Below are 16,644 nucleotides of genomic sequence, written 5' to 3'. Positions count from 1 at the left end.
TTGTGATTCAACCTGTAAACGCGCGGCGCAGCAGTTGCACGATGGCCGTGCCGGGCAGGCCGCGATGCGCGATGTTGTGTGGCGGCTCGCTGAACAGCAGCCGGATCAGCCGGTGCCGTGCCGCCATGTCAGGAACCAGCGAGATGCCAATCAGCTGGCCGTCGGTACGTGCCACGCGGCACGGCACCCATCCCAGCGACGCGAGCCAGAAGGCCCCAACGGCACCGGGTTCCACCCGCGTACCGCTATGCGATTCGAGTGCCACGCCGTTGCAGGACAGATCGCGCGTCACGCCGTCCACCTCGCGCGACACCCCGTCGGCGCCATAGAACTGCAGGCGCGCGGCCACGCGGAACGGGAAACGCTCCTCCTTGCGCGGACGCGGCAGTTCGAAGCAGACCAGCATCGACGCCAGGTACAGCACCATCGACACCAGTGTCCAGGCCACGTTGAACACGGTGCCCGGCGCATTGCCATCGGCGGCCACGGCGCGCGCCAGGCCCATGGCCGACAGGAAGAACAGCCCGCCATAGAGCAGCGCAAACTTGCCATGCACCGTTAGCTTCGAGCGGTCCAGCCCCTTGTTGGTGACCTTGAATGGCCGCCCGAACGGCTTGAACATGGCGCTCGCCAGCGTGGCCGTGACGGCCATCGCGGCCACGATCTGCGTCACTTCGGTAAAGATCGGCATGGCCCGCGACCCGGTGATCCAGATGCTGTAGGCCCAGTACAGCAGCAGAGCCGGGACGCCGTAGGCCAGGAACTGCATCGGGTCGCCGTAGAGCGTGGGCACGTTGAAGAACCAGTAAAGCAGCGGCCCCGCCAGCAGCATCAGCGTGAACGGGCGGCTGAGCCAGTGCAGCAGGCCGTGGACATAGTGCAGGCGCTGGCGCAGCGTGTAGCCGCGGCCGCGCATGGGGCCGTCGGCGGTCAGCGCCACCTGGATGGTGCCCAGCCCCCAGCGACTGCGCTGGCTGATGTACTCGGGCAGTCCTTCGGCAGACAGGCCCACGCTGAGCCGCTCGTTGAGCCAGCGGGTGACATAGCCGAACGGCATCAGCTTGTAGGTCAGGTGGATGTCCTCGGTCACCGTGCCGATGGGGAATCCGCCGATATGGCCCAGCGCCTCGCGCCGTACCACGAACGACGTGCCGATACAGAACGCGGTGTCCCAGGCGTCCTTGGCCGGCTGCATCACGTCGAAGAACGCACGCTGCTCATCCACCCAGCATTCGGTGGAGCGCAGGTTGTACTGGATCGGGTCGGCGTTGTAGTAGAACTGCGGCGTCTGCACCACGCCCACGCGCGGGTCGTCGAACAGGCCGATGATGCGCAGCAGGATGTTGCGGTTGGGTGCGAAGTCGGCATCGAGCACCATGATGTAAGGCGCGCCGCCGTCGCCCTGGGCGCTGTGGTACAGCCCGTTGTTCAGGTTGCCGGCCTTGGCATGGGCGTTGTCGGGCCGGGTCACATAGTTCACGCCCACCTTGCGGCAGAAGTCGCGGAGCCAGTCGCGGCGGGTGTCGTCCAGCACCCAGACGCGGAAGTTCGGGTAGTCGATGGCCTTGGCCGCGACGATGGTCTTCTCCAGCACGTCCAGGCCCTCGTTGTACGTGGCGATGAAGATGTCCACGCCGGGGGCATCGCGGTCGCCGCGCAGGCGCTGCTCGCCGGCATCGGCTGCGGCGGAATGGTCGGTGGTGCGTGTCAGCGTGATGATCGAGATCAGCGTGTACAGGATCGTCAGCGTCTCGAAGCCCAGGAACGCATGGGCCCAGATGCTTGGAAACTCCATGCGCCATTCCGGCAGCGTCTCGGTGACGCGCCAGATGTAATACACGATCAGCAGGACCGCCGCCGCCAGGCCAAAAAGCCATCGGTCCGCGGCGCGATGCCGGTTGCCGCGCAGACACAGCACGGCCACCAGCAGCGCGCCCGCATTGATCTGCACGAGCATGCTGCTATCGAGGAAACTTGCAAAACTCGCGGCGAGCATCGTTACTCCTTGGGTGGATTGTCGGGCGATGCCGCCGCCTGGGTTGCCGTGGCACAGCTCGCGCCCCGGCAACCGCCTGGCTGGAACGGATTCCATCCGGTGGCGGCAAGCACGGCCCAGGCCGTGGCGCCCAGGTGGGGCAGGTGAAAGTAATAGAAGTCGTCGGTCTTGGAATCGGGGCCGATCTGCAGCCCCGTGCGCACACGTTGCTCGGGCGTGGCGAACAGCATGCCCGACGGCGCGCGCTGCGCCGTCAGGATCGGCCAGAGCGGCGCGGCTTCGCTGTCGCGGCCCATGGCGCGCAGTACCAGCGCGGCCTGGCCGGTGCCTTCGGTCCAGATGCCGTCCGGATTGGCGTTGAAACCATAGCCGCCCTTGACGCCGTGCTTGGCCCGCGCCCAGGCCAGCGCGCGCTGCCAGTTGCCGGCGGCGTCAGGAATGGCGATCAGCGGCCAGAGCGACGCATCGAGCGCCGAGGGGCCGCCGTTGAGCGAACGGCCGTCGTCACGCGTGCCGATGGCAAAGCGGCCTTCGCCGGGCTGCCACATCGTCTCGACAAACTTGCGCGAACGCTCGGCGCCGGTTTTCCAGCGCGGATCGCTGTCATACCGCGACAGCCATCGAAACACCGCGTACGTGTCGACGTTGTGCTCGGTGGACTTCCAGCCCTGGCGCTGCGGCGACGGCTCGTGGCCGAAGTACCCGCCGATAAAGGCGGCGGGCGCGTCGGCGTTGAACGTCTCCTTGTCGACCCAGCCCATCATCGTCCTGGCCGTGTCGAGATAGCGTGGCGAGTGCGTGGCATCGTAGGCAGCCAGCAACAGCAGCGCTGCCCATGCGACGTTGCCGGTGGCCGTGCCAACCTGGTAGCGGTCTTCGAACCACTTGTTGGCCTTGGCGTCCCACCAGCCCGGCATCGGCACCGGGCCGTCGGCAGGCATCGCGCCGGCACGATAGGCGTTGCGGATGCGGCCGTCGTGATAGTGACGGTCGCGCGTCACGCCGGCCACAACCCCATCGGCAATGCGCCGGGCAGCATCCTTCTGGCCGCACGCGATCAGCGCGATGCCGGCCAGCGCGTTGTCATAAACAAAGGCCGACTCCTTGAGCGGGCCGGGCAGCGGTTCGCCGCCCGGCGCGGGCTCGTAGCTGGCGAGCATGACGGGCCCGTTGCCCGGGATGGCGGCCACGCGTTGCGTCAGCGTCTGGCAGCCGGCATCGCGCATCTGGTCGCGGGCGGCGTCGCCCGGCGCCGCCGGCGCGGCGGACAGCGCCAGCGGCGTGGTGAGCACGGTTGTCATCAGCGCTTCGATCAGCCGCTTGCGCGCGGCCCGGTGTGGCATTCCTGCGGTAGTACGCTGCACGGTAGTCTCCTTCCTGCGGGCGTTGGGTGAATGACTGTGCGATCGGCTCCGATCAGATCAGCCGGCGAAACCACGGACGGTCAAGACTTACCTTGGCCCAGTGGCCGAGTGCGCAGCGGTCCGTCTTGCCTGCGCCGGGCAGGTCAGGCAGCGGCTTGTTCAGCTTCGCAATCAGGTACAGCTCGTTTTTCTCGATGGGCGGGAACGGCACGAAGTAGCGCGCCTGGTCGCCATCGGGTGCCCGCGGCAGGATTTCGGCGACCTTGCCCGACAGCGGCGTGGCCACGCCATCGACCATGACCGTGACCGGGGCACCCGGCAGCAGGTCCTTGCTCAGGCTGCGCGGGAATACGGCCACCACGCTTGGCGTCGTGCAATTGGTGGCGCGCATCAGCGTGGCCCCGGCCGCCACATGCGTGCCCGGTGGCGCCAGGACGTCTTCGACGACGCCGCCGGCGTAGGCCTTGATGTCGAGGTTCGACACGCGGTCAAGGCGTTGCTGCTCTGTATCGACCAGCTTGTCGACTTCGGCGCCGTATTCCTGGAGTTGCTTGATCTCGGCCTGCAACTGGGTGTTTTCGGCCTTAAGCTCGTCAGACCGCTGCGAGAGCGCGCCAACGGCGCCGTCGTTGTTCGACGCATAGACGCGGTTGCGCGTGGCGGCACTGCTGCTGCGCGCACCGTTGAGTTCGGCCTCGATCGCATCCTTCTGGCCGCCCAGCACGGCAAGCTGGTTGCGCGATGCATCGGTGAATGCCTGGCTGACGGCGCCTGCCTGCTGCATGGCTTCGTTACGCGTGACGACATTGACCTGTGCATCGATCTGCTGCTGCGCCGCGCTCAGGCGGGCCTCGATGCCACGCACACGGGAATCGTTCTGTTGCTGGGCCACCGAGGTATAGCGCTTGACGTCGCCATTGGTGGAGGCCAGGCGCACCTGATTGCCTTCGAGCTTCGATTTGGCGGCTTCCAGCCGTTTATCGTTGTCGAGCTTCTTGCCAGTCAGCTCCATCAGCAATGCGCGATCCATGTTTGGATTCTGCAGCGTCATCAGGGACTGCCCGGCAGTGAAGGTGGTGCCCACCGGCACCAGCTGTTTCGTGACCACGCCTTCCACCGGCGTGGTGATAAGGCTGACCGGGCTGTTGACGATCGCACGTTCCGAAGAGCGCACGAAGACGTAGGGGAACATCACCGAGAGGATGATCCAGATGATGAAACCCACCATGCCATAGCTGGCAAGGCGCGGAATGGCCTGCCAGACCGGCCGCAGGCTCAGCGGGCTGCTTTGCTTCGCGACGGCGTCGCGGGGCGGGGGCTGTTTCGGCTGCTGTGGCGACGCAGGTGGTAGCCGCGTTGGCACGGTCGGCTTTCGGTCGGAATTGTTGTCCATGCGAGCTCCCGGGTAATAGGTGGCCTGCCGCGATCGCCAACGTCGGTCGCGGTTGTTATTTCGCAGACAGCACTGTCCCGCCGCGCGAGCGCATGAGCTCGTTCGGACGATTCGGTGCCTACGTCCCCCAACAATTTTTATGCGCCGTTTGCCCCGGGCCGTTGCTACGCCGCCAGGACAGGCGAGTGGACCGTGTGTGCCGATCCATTGAACTGTCGACACGGGCCCAGAACGGAATCCCCATGCAGACAGGTGCTACGAGACGCTACGCGCCATGGAAGCCCTCAGCACAACATCGCCGGATTGATGCGATGCAACGCTGGAGCGATTCAAAGTTAGTCAGTTTGGACTTTGCTTGCTGTAAGAATGTGTAAGGACTGTATATCGGTCCACTTACATCTCTTGATTCGAGGCCTGCGAAAACGGCTGTTTGTAGTAAGCCGCTGATTCAGAAGGGGCGGGCCTTAACGCGAAATTAAGCCGAAGCCGCTGCGCGCAGGTAGATCTTGCAAGCAGGGGCAGTGCGTGGACAGATTTGCACGGTGAGAAGTACAAAGCCTGTCAACTGGCTGACGATGACCGGCGATTGCCGCGATGCAACGACGGGCGTCGAACGACTGTGTATCAGAGTGTGACCGAGGGGATTTGAACAAGCGGTAAGGGTACTGACGAATGATTCGGGTGTTCGTTGAGTGCGGTGGGAAATTACATCATGCCGCGATGTAATCGGAGTGCGGTCCCGATCTTGAGAGCGGGCACAACGTGACGATGTCCGGTTGCGGCTGCCTGCGGCCACGATTCTGCGGCACATGGTTTCAGATCGCTGGAATGCCATTGCGATAAGAAAACTTATCGCAATGATATTGAATGATGCACAAACATCGGCTGGCGTGAGGGCATCAAAAAGGGCACCAGCCGCCAGGTAGGCGCGCCAATCTCGGGGGGAATTTCGGCGCACCTGCACAAATGTGGTCGATCCAGGCCACGGATGGGGCCGAAATCCGTTCCGGCTTCTGCAGGGCAGTGCCTTCTCAGTATTCCCGAGCATACAAAACCCTTGACGATTCAACGAAAATGGCTGGGACGGCTGCTCCCCCCGGCATGCCGCCTATAACAAGAGCCCACGCATGTCTCGCCTATCCTCGCTGCGCCCCGTCATGCCGATCCTGATCGGCGCCTCCGTCATGCTGTCGCTTGCCATGGGCTTGCGGCAGAGCCTTGGCATCTTCGTGCCGCCGCTGACGCGCGATATCGGGATCTCCGTGGGCGATTTCACGATTGCCGTGGCGGTGCAGAACCTCACCTGGGGCGTGCTCCAGCCATTTGCCGGCGCACTGGCGGTCAGGAGCGGCTTCCGGCCGCTGATGGTGGGCGGCTCGCTGCTGTATATCGTCGGGCTGGTGTTGCTGGCGACGGCCCACAGCATGTGGGCGGTGGTGCTGGGCGGCGGGGTGCTGATCGGCATGGCGATGGCCAGCACGGGCACGGCCATGGCGATGGCAGCCGCATCGAGCGCGGTCAGTGCGCAGGTGCGCAGCCTGGTGCTTGGCTGTGTGTCGGCATCCGGCTCGCTGGGCGCGATGATTGCGGCGCCGCTCGGCCAGGGCATTTCGGGCGAGTGGGGCTGGCGCATGGGCCTGGCGTCGTTCGTGATCCTGGCGCTGATCATGCTGCCGGCTGCATGGTTTGGTGGCCGGGTCGACCAGGTGCGCGTGTTGCCCACCCGTGCGCAGGCAGAGCAGAGCGGCCGGCACGCGCTGATGACCGCGCTGCGCCATCCGCCGTTCGTTGTGATGGCGCTGGCCTATACCGTCTGCGGCATGCAACTGGTATTCCTGACCACGCATCTGCCGGCGTATCTCGATATCTGCGGCATGGACCCAATGCTCTCGGCCAAGGCGCTAGGCCTGATTGGCGGATTCAACGTGCTGGGCAGCCTGTTTTTCGGATGGGCCGGCGGCCGGGTCAACAAGCTGCTCTTGCTGGGCGGTATCTATATTTGCCGCTCGATCGGATTTATCTGGTTTTTCCACGTTTCTCCAACCCCGGAAAGCACGATGATTTTCTCGGCAGTCATGGGTTTCCTGTGGCTGGGGGTGTCGCCGCTGGTGCAGGGCTGGATTGCGCAGACTTTCGGCCTGCGCTGGCAGGCCATGATTGCCGGCGTGGCGTTTTTCAGTCACCAGATCGGCAGCTTTATTGGGGCTTTTGGCGGTGGCTGGCTATATGACCTGATGCACGACTATGCGCTGGCCTGGAAAGTCGGCGCCACGCTGGGCCTGACCGTCGGGTCGATCCAGATTGCCTTCGCATTCCTGGGCAGGCACCAGACGCCGCGTCTGGTGCCTCAGGCGGAATAGGTGATTTGGGGTAGATATTCGCCCGGCACGGCGTTTAGTGCTGACATGATCACGTGTGTGTCCGAAATGTGCGGATTGCGTGCACTGCTATTTGATTAATCAAACGGCATAATCTGCCGTTAGCGCGAAATCGCTGCGTACCCGCCGGCGATTTCATGTGCGGGCAACGGCATCCCGCACGTTGCCCGCATTTTTCTGACCGCACTATCCATGTCACTGTCCCCACAACAAAGACGCCTCGTCCAGTTGCTGAATGACGGATATACGCTGCGTATCGTCCGATCCCTGATTAATTGCGCACCGGTATATGCGGAGCTGCTGTGCCCCAGTCAGTCCCGCGTGGAAACCGTGCAGTGGTGGCGAATCGGCAAGCTCCTGAAGACGCGCTGTGTCAGGCTGGATACCGGCAACGTGGCCGACGCCACGCATATCGTCGCAGCCGTCCGTTAGTTCGCGCGCCGAATGGCGGATTATTCCTTGACCGCCCCGGTCATGCCCGACACGTAATACTCGACGAAGAACGAATACACCACGGCCACCGGCAGCGAGCCCAGCAGTGCGCCGGCCATCAGCGCTCCCCAGTGATAGACGTCGCCTTCCACCAGTTCGGTGACGATACCCACCGGCACGGTCTTTACCTCCGACGACGAGATAAACGTCAGCGCATAGATAAACTCGTTCCACGACAGCGTGAACGCAAAAATCCCTGCCGAGATCAGCCCCGGTACGGCTAGCGGCAAGATGATCTTGACCAGGATTTCCCAACGCGTGGCGCCATCGATCAGCGCGCATTCCTCCAGTTCGTACGGAATCGAGCGGAAATATCCCATCAGCAACCAGGTGCAGAACGGGATCAGGAAGGTCGGATAGGTCAGGATCAGGGCCCAGCGCGTATCGAACAGTCCAAGCTGGAACACGATCGACGCCAGCGGAATAAACAGGATCGACGGCGGAATCAGGTAGGCCAGGAAAATCGCCAGCCCCACCTGCTTGGCACCCTGGAAGCGCAGCCGTTCGATGGCGTAGGCCGCCAGCACGCTGGCCGCCAGCGACGCAAACGTGGACACCGTCGAGACAATGACGGTATTGAGCAGCCAGGCCGGGTAGGGCGTGTTGAATAGCAGTTTCTTGAAATGGGCCAGCGTCGGCGCCATCACGAAGAACGGGTTGGCACTTTGCATCAGCAGTTCGCCATCGGGCTTGAAGGCCGTGATGCCCATCCAGTAGAACGGGAACAGCAGCACGAACAGGAATACCCCGATGGGGATATACAGCGTCACCCAGCGGCGCGGCACGGACTGCAGATACTCCATGCCTTGCGATTCGTTCTCCACCGCCTTGGTTTTCATTTGTCGCCTCCCTGTTGCCACGCGCGCCGCTGCAGGCCGAAATACGAGAACAGGATGGCCGCCAGCAGGAACGGCACCATCATCGTGGCAAGTGCCGCGCCTTCGCCCAGCGACCCGCCCGGAATGGCGCGCTGGAACGACAGCGTGGCCATCAGGTGCGTGGCATTGAGCGGACCGCCACGCGTAAGCACGTAGATCAGCTGGAAATCGGTAAAGGTGAACAGCACCGAGAACGTCATCACCACGGCGATGATTGGCGTCAGCAGGGGCAGGGTCACGTAGCGGAACTGCTGCCACGGCGTGACGCCGTCGATGGAGGCCGCCTCGTACAGCGTGGGCGAGATGGTCTGCAGCCCGGCCAGCAGCGAGATGGCAACGAACGGGATGCCGCGCCAGACATTGGCCGCAATCGTCGAGAACCGTGCCAGCCACGGATCACCCAGGAAGTCGATATAACTGTCGATCAGCCCGAGCTTGACCAGCGTCCAGCTGATGACCGAGAACTGGGCATCGTAGATCCACCAGAACGCGAGCGCCGACAAGGCGGTGGGAACGATCCACGGCAGCAGCACCACGGCCCGGAAGAACGACTTGAATGGCAGGTTGCGGTTCAGCAGCAGTGCCAGCCACAGCCCCAGCGCAAATTTCAGCACGCTGGCGAACAGTGTGTAGAAGATGGTGTTGAAGAGCGCCAGCTGGGTCACCGAATCGCTGGCCAGGTAAGCAAAGTTGTCCAGCCCGATCCACGCCCCGGGCCGGCCGATCTTGGTGTCGGTAAAGCCCAGCCAGACGCCCAGCCCGAGCGGATAGGTCAGGAAGATCAGCAGCAGCAGCGCCGTGGGCAGCATGAACAGCAACCCGAGCGCCTGACGGTTGTCGGACAGCCGGGACAGCATCGATCGCCGGGCCGGCTGGGCAGGGGGCCGCTGCGAGGCAGGCGGCGTCGCAGCGGTATTCTGCATCGCGTCAGGCCTTGTAGTAGCGCTCGGCGCGCTGCGCCGCGCGGGCCGCGGCTTCCTTGGGCGTCTTCGATCCGCTGGCCGCCTCGGCCACCATGTCGAGCACGATGTAGTCGGCCATGGCCGCCGCCGATGCCGTGCCCAGCGGGCCGGCGTGGCCGTTGTCGAGCATCAGCGATGCCGCATCACGGTACACGGTGTGCTTCGGATCGGCCGTCCAGATCGGGTTCGCCTCGTATTCCTTGAGCGGCTGGCTCACGTAGCCGATGGCGGCCTCCATCCACGGGTTGTACTGTTCGGGCTCCATCATGAACTGCAGGAACGCCTTGGCCGCGTTCGGATACTTGCAGTACTTGAAGATCATCATCTGCGTGATCTGCATCAGCTCGGTCGGCTTGCCGCTCTTGCCGATCGGGAAGTGCGCGTGCTGGATGTCCTTCGCCATTTCCTGCAGCTTGGGCTCCTTCGAATTCTTGGCCGCGTAGTAGACCGAGATGCCGTTGGCGGTCAGGCTGACCTGCCCGTCCAGGAACGCCTTGTTGTTCGACGGGTCCTGCCACGACAGCGTGCCGGGCACGAACGTGGGGTAGAGCTGCCTGGCGTACTCCAGCGCAGCCCAGGTCTCGGGCGAATTCACCACCACCTTGCCCTTGGTATCCACAAGCATGCCGCCGTGCGACCACAGCAGCCAGTGCGCCCAGTTATTGCCGTCGCCCACGGCCTTGCCCAGCGCGAAGCCGGGCGGCGTGCCCTTGGCCTTCAGCGCCTGGCACAGTTTCAGGAAGCCCGCCGTGTCCTTGGGGATGCCGTCGAAGCCCGCGGCCTTGACGTGGCTTTCGCGGTAGACCAGCGCATTGCCCACCACGCCCAGCGGCACGGCAATCCACTTGCCGTTGTGCATGCCGTACTTCTTGCAGACGTCGTACCAGCCGCCGTGCTTGTTGCCCAGGTACGTGGCAACGTCGGTCACGTCGACGAGCTTGTCGGGGTATTGCTGCGGATCGTCGAACCAGCCCAGCACGATGTCCGGACCGGTGCCCACGCTGGCCGCCACCGCCGCCTTGGGCCGCACGTCTTCCCAGCCTTCGTTGTCGATGCGCACTTCCACGCCGGTCAGCTCGCTGAACTTTTTCGCGTTGGCATTCCACAGGTCTTCGTCGCCCTGCACGAAGCGCTTCCAGCGCAGCACGCGCAGCTTGGCGCCGGCCTCGGGCTTGTACTGCAGTTGCGTGGCGGCATACGCCGGAGTGCCCAGCGCCGTGGTGGCAGCCACGGCTGCCGTCGATACCAGGAAATCGCGCCTTGTGAAGTTACCGGAATGGCTCATTGCTGTGTCTCCTCCATGGTCATGCCAAGGGTGGTTATTGCCGTGCGGTCTGGCGGGGCAGCGCCTGGCCCGATTCGGCGTCGAACAGGTGCGTGTGCTGATGGTCGGGCACCAGATGCAGCGCCTGGCCCGCAGCAAAGTCGTGGCGTTCGCGGAACACTGAAATGAAATCGGTCTCACCGAAGCGCGAGTACACCTCGGTATTGGCGCCGGTTGGCTCCACCACCGTGACCGTGGTCGGAAAGCCCTGGCCCGGCGCGCCATAGGCCAGGTGCTCGGGCCGCACGCCATAGATCACGCGCTGGCCGTCGGCGCCGGCGCCGTCCTGCAGGCGGGCGGGGGCGGGCAGCAGCGTGCCGTCGGGAAACTCCACCCGCGTCTGGCCGTTCTGGCGGCGCAGCACACCCGGCACGAAGTTCATGGCCGGCGACCCGATAAATCCGGCCACGAAGAGATTGTCGGGATGGTCGTAGAGCGCCAGCGGCCGCCCGCGCTGCTCCACGCGGCCGTCGCGCATCACCACGATCTGGTCGGCCATCGTCATGGCCTCGATCTGGTCGTGCGTGACGTAGACCGACGTGGTGCGCAACCGCTGGTGCAGTTCCTTGATCTCGGCGCGCATCTGCACGCGCAGCTTGGCATCGAGGTTGGACAGCGGTTCATCGAACAGGAATACCTGCGGGTCGCGCACGATGGCGCGGCCCATCGCCACACGCTGGCGCTGGCCGCCCGAAAGCTGGCGCGGGTAGCGGTCCAGCAGCTGGCCCAGGCCCAGGATGCCCGACGCCTTGTCCACCTTGTTCCTGATGGTTTCGCGCGGCACCCCCGCCAGCTTCAGCGAGAAGGCCATGTTGTCGTAGACCGACATATGCGGGTAGAGCGCGTAGTTCTGGAACACCATGGCGATATCGCGTTCCTTGGGTGGCAGACGGTTCACCACGCGGTCGCCGATGGCGATCTCGCCGCCGGTAATTTCCTCCAGTCCGGCCAGCATGCGCAGCAGCGTGGACTTGCCGCAGCCGGACGGGCCCACCAGCACCGTGAACTCGCCATCGGGAATGTCTATGCTGACGCCCCTTATGACCTGCGTCCCGCCAAAGGACTTCTGCACATCGCGGATCTGAACCGATGCCATGCGTTGCGTCTCCTTGTCGGGCGCTGCGCCGCCGCCCTGCGGGGCGGCCGTGCCCGGGATGGTGCGTCAGTGGTTGTCTTTCGGCACGGCAGCGCCGCTCTTGCCCACCAGGAAATCCATGTCGGCGCCCAGGTTGGCCTGTTGCACGTGCTCGAAATACAGCCGCGTCCAGCCGCGCTCCATGGGCGGCGCAGGGGGCTGCCAGGCCGCGCGCCGTCGCGCCAGTTCCTCGTCCGATACGTGCAGGTGCAGCTTGCGGGCTTCCACGTCCAGCTCGACCATGTCGCCGTTCTGCACCAGCGCCAGCGGCCCGCCGGCTGCGGCCTCGGGCGTGACGTGCAGCACCACGGTGCCATAGGCGGTGCCGCTCATGCGGGCGTCGGAGATCCGCACCATGTCGGTAATTCCCTTGCGCAGCACCTTGGGCGGCAGCGGCATGTTGCCGGCTTCGGCCATGCCCGGATAACCGCGCGGACCACAGTTCTTCAGCACCAGCACGCAGTTCTCGTCGACATCGAGCGATTCGTCGTCGAGCCGCCGGTGCATGTCCTCGCTGTCCTCGAACACCACGGCGCGGCCCGTGTGCCTGAGCAGCGCCGGGGTGGCCGCCGACGGCTTGATGACCGCGCCATCGGGGCTCAGATTGCCGCGCAGCACCGCAATACCGGCGTGCGGCTTGAAGGGCGCGTCGAAGGCGTGGATGACCTCGCGGTTCCAGTTCGGCGCGTCCTTGCAGTTGTCCCAGAGCGTGTTGCCGTTGACGGTCAGCGCATCGCGGTTCAGCAGCGGGCCAAGTTCCCGGATCACGGCGGGCAAGCCGCCGGCGTAGTAGAAATCTTCCATCAGATGCCGGCCGGACGGCTGCAGGTCGACCAGGCAGGGCAGGGCGTGGCCCAGCGCATCCCAGTCGTCCAGGTCCAGTTTCACGCCGATGCGCCCGGCAATGGCCAGCAGATGGATCACCGCATTGGTGGACCCGCCAATGGCGGCATTGACCTTGATGGCATTCTCGAAGGCCTGGCGTGTCAGGATCTTCGACATCACCAGGTTGTCCTTGACCATCTGGACGATACGCCGGCCCGAGGCGCGCGCCAGGATATTGCGGCGCCCATCCACGGCGGGAATCGCCGCGTTGCCTGGCAGGGCCATGCCCAGCGACTCGACCATGCAGGCCATGGTGGAGGCCGTGCCCATCGTCATGCAATGGCCGTGCGACCGGTGCATGCAGCCTTCGGCCTCGAAGAAATCTTCCTGCGACATCTGCCCGGCGCGCACTTCCTCGGACATCTTCCAGACGTCGGTGCCAGAGCCCAGTTCCTGCCCGCGAAACTTGCCGCTGAGCATCGGGCCGCCCGAGATGCCGATTGTGGGCAGGTCGACCGAGGACGCGCCCATCATCAGCGCCGGGGTGGTCTTGTCGCAGCCCATCAGCAGCACCACGCCGTCGATGGGATTGCCGCGAATCGACTCTTCCACGTCCATGCTGGCGAGGTTGCGGAACAGCATCGCGGTGGGGCGCAGCATGGTTTCCCCCAGCGACATCACCGGAAATTCGAGCGGAAAGCCGCCGGCTTCCCACACGCCGGTCTTGACCTGGTCGGCCAGCGTCCGGAAATGCGAGTTGCAGGGGGTCAGTTCGGAATAGGTATTGCAGATGCCGATGACCGGCCGGCCATCGAACTGGTCATGGGGAATGCCGCGATTCTTCAGCCAGGACCGATAGATGAAGCCATCGCGATCCAGTCGGCCAAACCATGCCTGGCTGCGCCTTTTGGGCGGCCCCGGCGGATTGTCGTCGTTCACTCGGGTCTCCTGCGTTCTGCTTCTTGTCGGGGGTGCAGATCCGGATGCCCGCGACCCAATCCCGCGCCGCACGCATGCCGAGTTGAACCGAGTCTAGGTCAGGGTATCGGACAGGTAAAGTGGTATTACCAATATGCGGTATGGGGCTTTCCCGGATGCCGATGGCCTGCCGGCCATGACGCGCTGCAACAGTCGAAGCCTCGTTTTGCGCCGTTTGGATCAGCCCGCGATCAGCAGCATCGCCGCGTGCAGCAACACGCCAACCATGCCGCCGACGAAGGTGCCGTTGATGCGGATGTACTGCAGGTCGCTGCCGATTTCGCGTTCGATCTTGCGGCTGATCTCGTTGGCATCCCAACCCTTGACCACTTCCGCGATCAGCATCGGCACCAGATGCCGGTAACGGCTCACGGTGAGCTGGACGCAATGCAGCCACCAGGCGTTCAGCTTGCCCTGCAAGGCAGGATCGTCGCGCACGCTGGTGCCGACAGACGCCAGCAGGTCGGCCAGCATGGCACGCGCCAGAGAATCGTGGCGAACGGCATCGGCGCCGATCCAGTCGCGCACACGTTGCCAGAGCGCACGGTAGCTGTCCTCGCGTTCCAGGTGGCGTAGGAAGTCGCGCATCCACAGCCGGCCGATGCGCCGGTAGCGTTCCGATGTGCGCAGCCGGTCGATCATGGCCAGCACGGCTTCGTCGAATTGCTGCCGCAGCGGATGATCAGGCTCGGTGCGCACCTCATGCAACAGCGCGATCACGCCTTCGACGAACTTGTTGACGATGTACGCATCGAGCCGCACCGGCGTGTAGCGCGACGCCTCGCTGAACTTGGCCTGCAGCAGGCCGGCGTTCTCCGCCAGCCATTGTTCCAGCGCGGTCAGGGCGCGCTCCAGCAGCGGCTGGTGCCGCTGGGTTTCGGTCAGGATCTGCAGCAGATGGCCGGCGATGCCCGACACATCGAGCGCGCGCAGACCGGGCAGCGCACCACGCTGGATCAGGCGGGCAACCTCGTCGTCGTCGAATACGCGCAGCAGGGCCGGCAACGCGTCCACGGCCGGATCGGCCAGCGCGCGGCTGTTGCCTGGCGTCACCAGCCACGCGGCCACCGCCTGCGCGGTGTTATGCGTGCGCAAGCGGCTGACGATGACTTCGGGCGTCAGGAAATTACGCTCCACAAAGGTGCCCAGGCTTTCGGCGATGCGTTGCTGGTTGCGGGGGATCACCGCCGTATGGGGCACCGGCACGCCGAACGGATGCCGGAACAGGGCCACCACCGCGTACCAGTCGGCCACGGCACCAACGGTGCCGGCCTCGGCAAAGGCGCGCACCCAGGACAGCCAAGGGTAATGGGGCTGGCCCAGCACGCTCGCCACCAGCAGCGCCAGCATCGCCAGCAGCAGGCCGGTAGCGGTAGCGCGCATGCGGCGCAGGTCGCGGTCATCGCGCTCGCCAGGCTGGTCAGGTTGGTCAGGTTGGCCCGCAGCGGCGGGCAGGGCGCCGGACGTCTCCGACTCGGTTGGCGGAAGTCCGGCGCGGTCGGTCATGCGCGGCTCAATGCAGGTCCTGCCGCAGGAACCCGCGGATCACGGGCGCCACCTCTGCCGCACGCGACACCAGGAACAGGTGACCATCGTCGATCACATGCAGCCTGGCCTGACGGATGCGGGCCGCCAGGATCTTGGCGTTCGCCAGCGGCACGATCGGGTCGTCGTTGCCATGCATGACCAGCGTGGGCTGGCGCAGGCCGCCGAGCCACGGCAGGCTGCTCCAGCCCCAGGCGGCCAGCAGCTGGTAGACGTAACCACGTCCGCGCGGTGGCTCGATATGGCGGCTGTGCTCGCGCAGCAGCTCGATGTCATGGCGATAGGCGCCACCGTACAGATCCCCGCCGATCTTCTCCAGATAGGCGGGGTCGGTATAGCGGCGCGGCCCGATCATCCTGGCCAGCACCGACGGCCTGGCCGGTACCATGATCACGCCAGGCGACGTCGCAGCCAGGATCAACCGGCGGCAGCGCTGGGGATAGAGATGCGCGAACTCCTGCGCGAGCGCGCCACCCCACGAGACCCCCAGCACGTCTACCTGCCCGGTATAGCCCAGGTGCGTCAGCAGCTTGTCCGCCAGCAGGCTAAGGTTGGAGAAGCGATACGGCATCACCGGCGTGGGCGAACCGCCAACGCCGGGAATATCGAAAATAACGGCCTCCACGTCGCCAAGCGCCGCGATCAGCGGTTCCACCAGTTCCAGATTGGCGCCGATACCGTTGAACAGCAACAGGGGCGGGCTGCCGCCACTGCCGCGACGGATGCCAACGCGCAGCGTCCGGCCGTCCAGGTCAATGGTGCGAATGTCCAGTTTGCCGCCGGTTTCGGCGTGGCACGCTGCCTGATTCATCTGGTTGTCCTTGTCGCGGGCGCCCCGCAAGGCGCCCGCCGGCTTGCATGATGATCCGCGATCACTGCGCGGGCTTGAACAGCGCCTTCAGTTCCTCCACATTCTCGGCGATTCGCTTGCTGGCTGCTGCCACGCTGTCGGCTTGCGTCTTCTGGGCGATATCGGCCAGGTCGCGCAGGTTGGTCAGCGACTTGTGCAGCGCGCTCTGCGTCAGTTCCACCGCGCCCGTGGCCGCGGCGCTGCCGCCTGCCACACCCGACTGCAGCATGCGGTCCTGCAGGCCGGACAGCGTGCCGCGCACGATTTCTGCCTGCTTCTGGCTGAATGCCTGCACTCCGTCGAGCAGCGCAAGGTTGATCGTGGCCAGTGCAGCCAGGTCCTTGCGGCGCGCCTCGCCAATGGCGCTCACGTCAAGGCCGGGCAGGCGCAGGCGCTGCAGCGCGCTGGCGTAGGCGGAAAACAGGCCGCCAACCGGGTTGGCGGACGATGACTTCGATGCAGTAGTTTCCATGGTCTTCATGCTAATGGTGCTGTTGAGAAAAGAAACGCTTCGATACGACGAC

The 16,644-nt window shown here is 64.9% G+C and carries 12 protein-coding genes; 1 reads left to right on the top strand and 11 read right to left on the bottom strand.

The features are described 5' to 3' along the window. Positions 1–7 precede the first annotated feature (7 nt). Genes ACOABP_RS00220 through ACOABP_RS00210 form a run of 3 tightly spaced genes read right to left on the bottom strand, consistent with a single transcriptional unit; the run spans position 8 to position 4,753 of the window. The gene (locus tag ACOABP_RS00220) at positions 8–1,996 is read right to left on the bottom strand and encodes a glycosyltransferase (protein ID WP_474226464.1); all 1,989 of its coding nucleotides are present in this window, start codon (positions 1,994–1,996) and stop codon (positions 8–10) included. Positions 1,997–1,998: 2 nt separating this feature from the next. Beyond that, positions 1,999–3,360 carry a hypothetical protein gene (locus tag ACOABP_RS00215; RefSeq protein WP_474226463.1) on the bottom strand — a complete coding sequence of 454 codons (1,362 nt, stop codon included), beginning with the start codon at positions 3,358–3,360 and terminating at the stop codon, positions 1,999–2,001. 52 nt (positions 3,361–3,412) lie between these two features. Beyond that, positions 3,413–4,753, bottom strand: coding sequence for an HlyD family secretion protein (locus tag ACOABP_RS00210; protein ID WP_474226462.1), 1,341 nt, complete (start codon positions 4,751–4,753; stop codon positions 3,413–3,415). 1,127 nt (positions 4,754–5,880) lie between these two features. On the opposite strand from ACOABP_RS00210, the gene ACOABP_RS00205 reads away from it, so the two are divergent. Beyond that, the gene (locus ACOABP_RS00205; RefSeq protein WP_474226461.1) at positions 5,881–7,113 is read left to right on the top strand and encodes an MFS transporter; all 1,233 of its coding nucleotides are present in this window, start codon (positions 5,881–5,883) and stop codon (positions 7,111–7,113) included. 470 nt (positions 7,114–7,583) lie between these two features. Here the strand turns inward: ACOABP_RS00205 and ACOABP_RS00200 are convergent, their stop codons facing one another. From ACOABP_RS00200 to phaP, 8 genes are all read right to left on the bottom strand, one after another. Further along, a complete protein-coding gene (locus ACOABP_RS00200) occupies positions 7,584–8,462 on the bottom strand; it encodes a carbohydrate ABC transporter permease (protein ID WP_066735581.1) in 879 nt (292 codons plus the stop codon). Next, positions 8,459–9,358, bottom strand: a complete 900-nt coding sequence (locus ACOABP_RS00195) for a carbohydrate ABC transporter permease (RefSeq protein WP_474227871.1) — start codon at positions 9,356–9,358, stop codon at positions 8,459–8,461. Before ACOABP_RS00195 ends, ACOABP_RS00200 begins: the two co-directional genes overlap by 4 nt. Positions 9,359–9,428: 70 nt before the next feature. After that, on the bottom strand, positions 9,429–10,748 hold the full coding sequence (locus ACOABP_RS00190) for an ABC transporter substrate-binding protein (protein WP_474226460.1): 1,320 nt from the start codon (positions 10,746–10,748) through the stop codon (positions 9,429–9,431). A 34-nt stretch (positions 10,749–10,782) separates the two neighbouring features. Next, positions 10,783–11,883 (bottom strand): ABC transporter ATP-binding protein, encoded by a 1,101-nt coding sequence (locus ACOABP_RS00185; RefSeq protein ID WP_474226459.1) that lies wholly within the window; start codon positions 11,881–11,883, stop codon positions 10,783–10,785. 66 nt (positions 11,884–11,949) lie between these two features. Continuing rightward, positions 11,950–13,686, bottom strand: a complete 1,737-nt coding sequence (locus ACOABP_RS00180; RefSeq protein WP_474226458.1) for an IlvD/Edd family dehydratase — start codon at positions 13,684–13,686, stop codon at positions 11,950–11,952. Between the two features lie 219 nt (positions 13,687–13,905). Continuing rightward, positions 13,906–15,231, bottom strand: a complete 1,326-nt coding sequence (locus ACOABP_RS00175; protein ID WP_474226457.1) for a DUF445 domain-containing protein — start codon at positions 15,229–15,231, stop codon at positions 13,906–13,908. Positions 15,232–15,238: 7 nt separating this feature from the next. After that, positions 15,239–16,081, bottom strand: a complete 843-nt coding sequence (gene phaZ, locus ACOABP_RS00170) for a poly(3-hydroxyalkanoate) depolymerase (RefSeq protein WP_474226456.1) — start codon at positions 16,079–16,081, stop codon at positions 15,239–15,241. A gap of 61 nt (positions 16,082–16,142) precedes the next feature. After that, positions 16,143–16,592 (bottom strand): TIGR01841 family phasin, encoded by a 450-nt coding sequence (phaP, locus tag ACOABP_RS00165; protein WP_474226455.1) that lies wholly within the window; start codon positions 16,590–16,592, stop codon positions 16,143–16,145. Between the last annotated feature and the right edge of the window lie 52 nt (positions 16,593–16,644).

The sequence above is a fragment of the Cupriavidus sp. HE11 genome (assembly GCF_056097175.1).
Note: the sequence above shows the minus strand (reverse complement) of the source record. Positions and strands in the feature narration are given on the sequence as shown.

Bases quoted from the DNA above. Each gene is read 5' to 3' on its own strand.
- ACOABP_RS00220 (WP_474226464.1), bottom strand. From the start codon at position 1,996: ATGCTCGCCGCGAGTTTTGCAAGTTTCCTCGATAGCAGCATGCTCGTG.
- ACOABP_RS00210 (WP_474226462.1), bottom strand. From the start codon at position 4,753: ATGGACAACAATTCCGACCGAAAGCCGACCGTGCCAACGCGGCTACCA.
- ACOABP_RS00205 (WP_474226461.1), top strand. From the start codon at position 5,881: ATGTCTCGCCTATCCTCGCTGCGCCCCGTCATGCCGATCCTGATCGGC.
- ACOABP_RS00200 (WP_066735581.1), bottom strand. From the start codon at position 8,462: ATGAAAACCAAGGCGGTGGAGAACGAATCGCAAGGCATGGAGTATCTG.
- ACOABP_RS00195 (WP_474227871.1), bottom strand. From the start codon at position 9,358: ATGCTGTCCCGGCTGTCCGACAACCGTCAGGCGCTCGGGTTGCTGTTC.
- ACOABP_RS00190 (WP_474226460.1), bottom strand. From the start codon at position 10,748: ATGAGCCATTCCGGTAACTTCACAAGGCGCGATTTCCTGGTATCGACG.
- ACOABP_RS00185 (WP_474226459.1), bottom strand. From the start codon at position 11,883: ATGGCATCGGTTCAGATCCGCGATGTGCAGAAGTCCTTTGGCGGGACG.
- ACOABP_RS00175 (WP_474226457.1), bottom strand. From the start codon at position 15,231: ATGACCGACCGCGCCGGACTTCCGCCAACCGAGTCGGAGACGTCCGGC.
- phaZ (WP_474226456.1), bottom strand. From the start codon at position 16,081: ATGAATCAGGCAGCGTGCCACGCCGAAACCGGCGGCAAACTGGACATT.
- phaP (WP_474226455.1), bottom strand. From the start codon at position 16,592: ATGGAAACTACTGCATCGAAGTCATCGTCCGCCAACCCGGTTGGCGGC.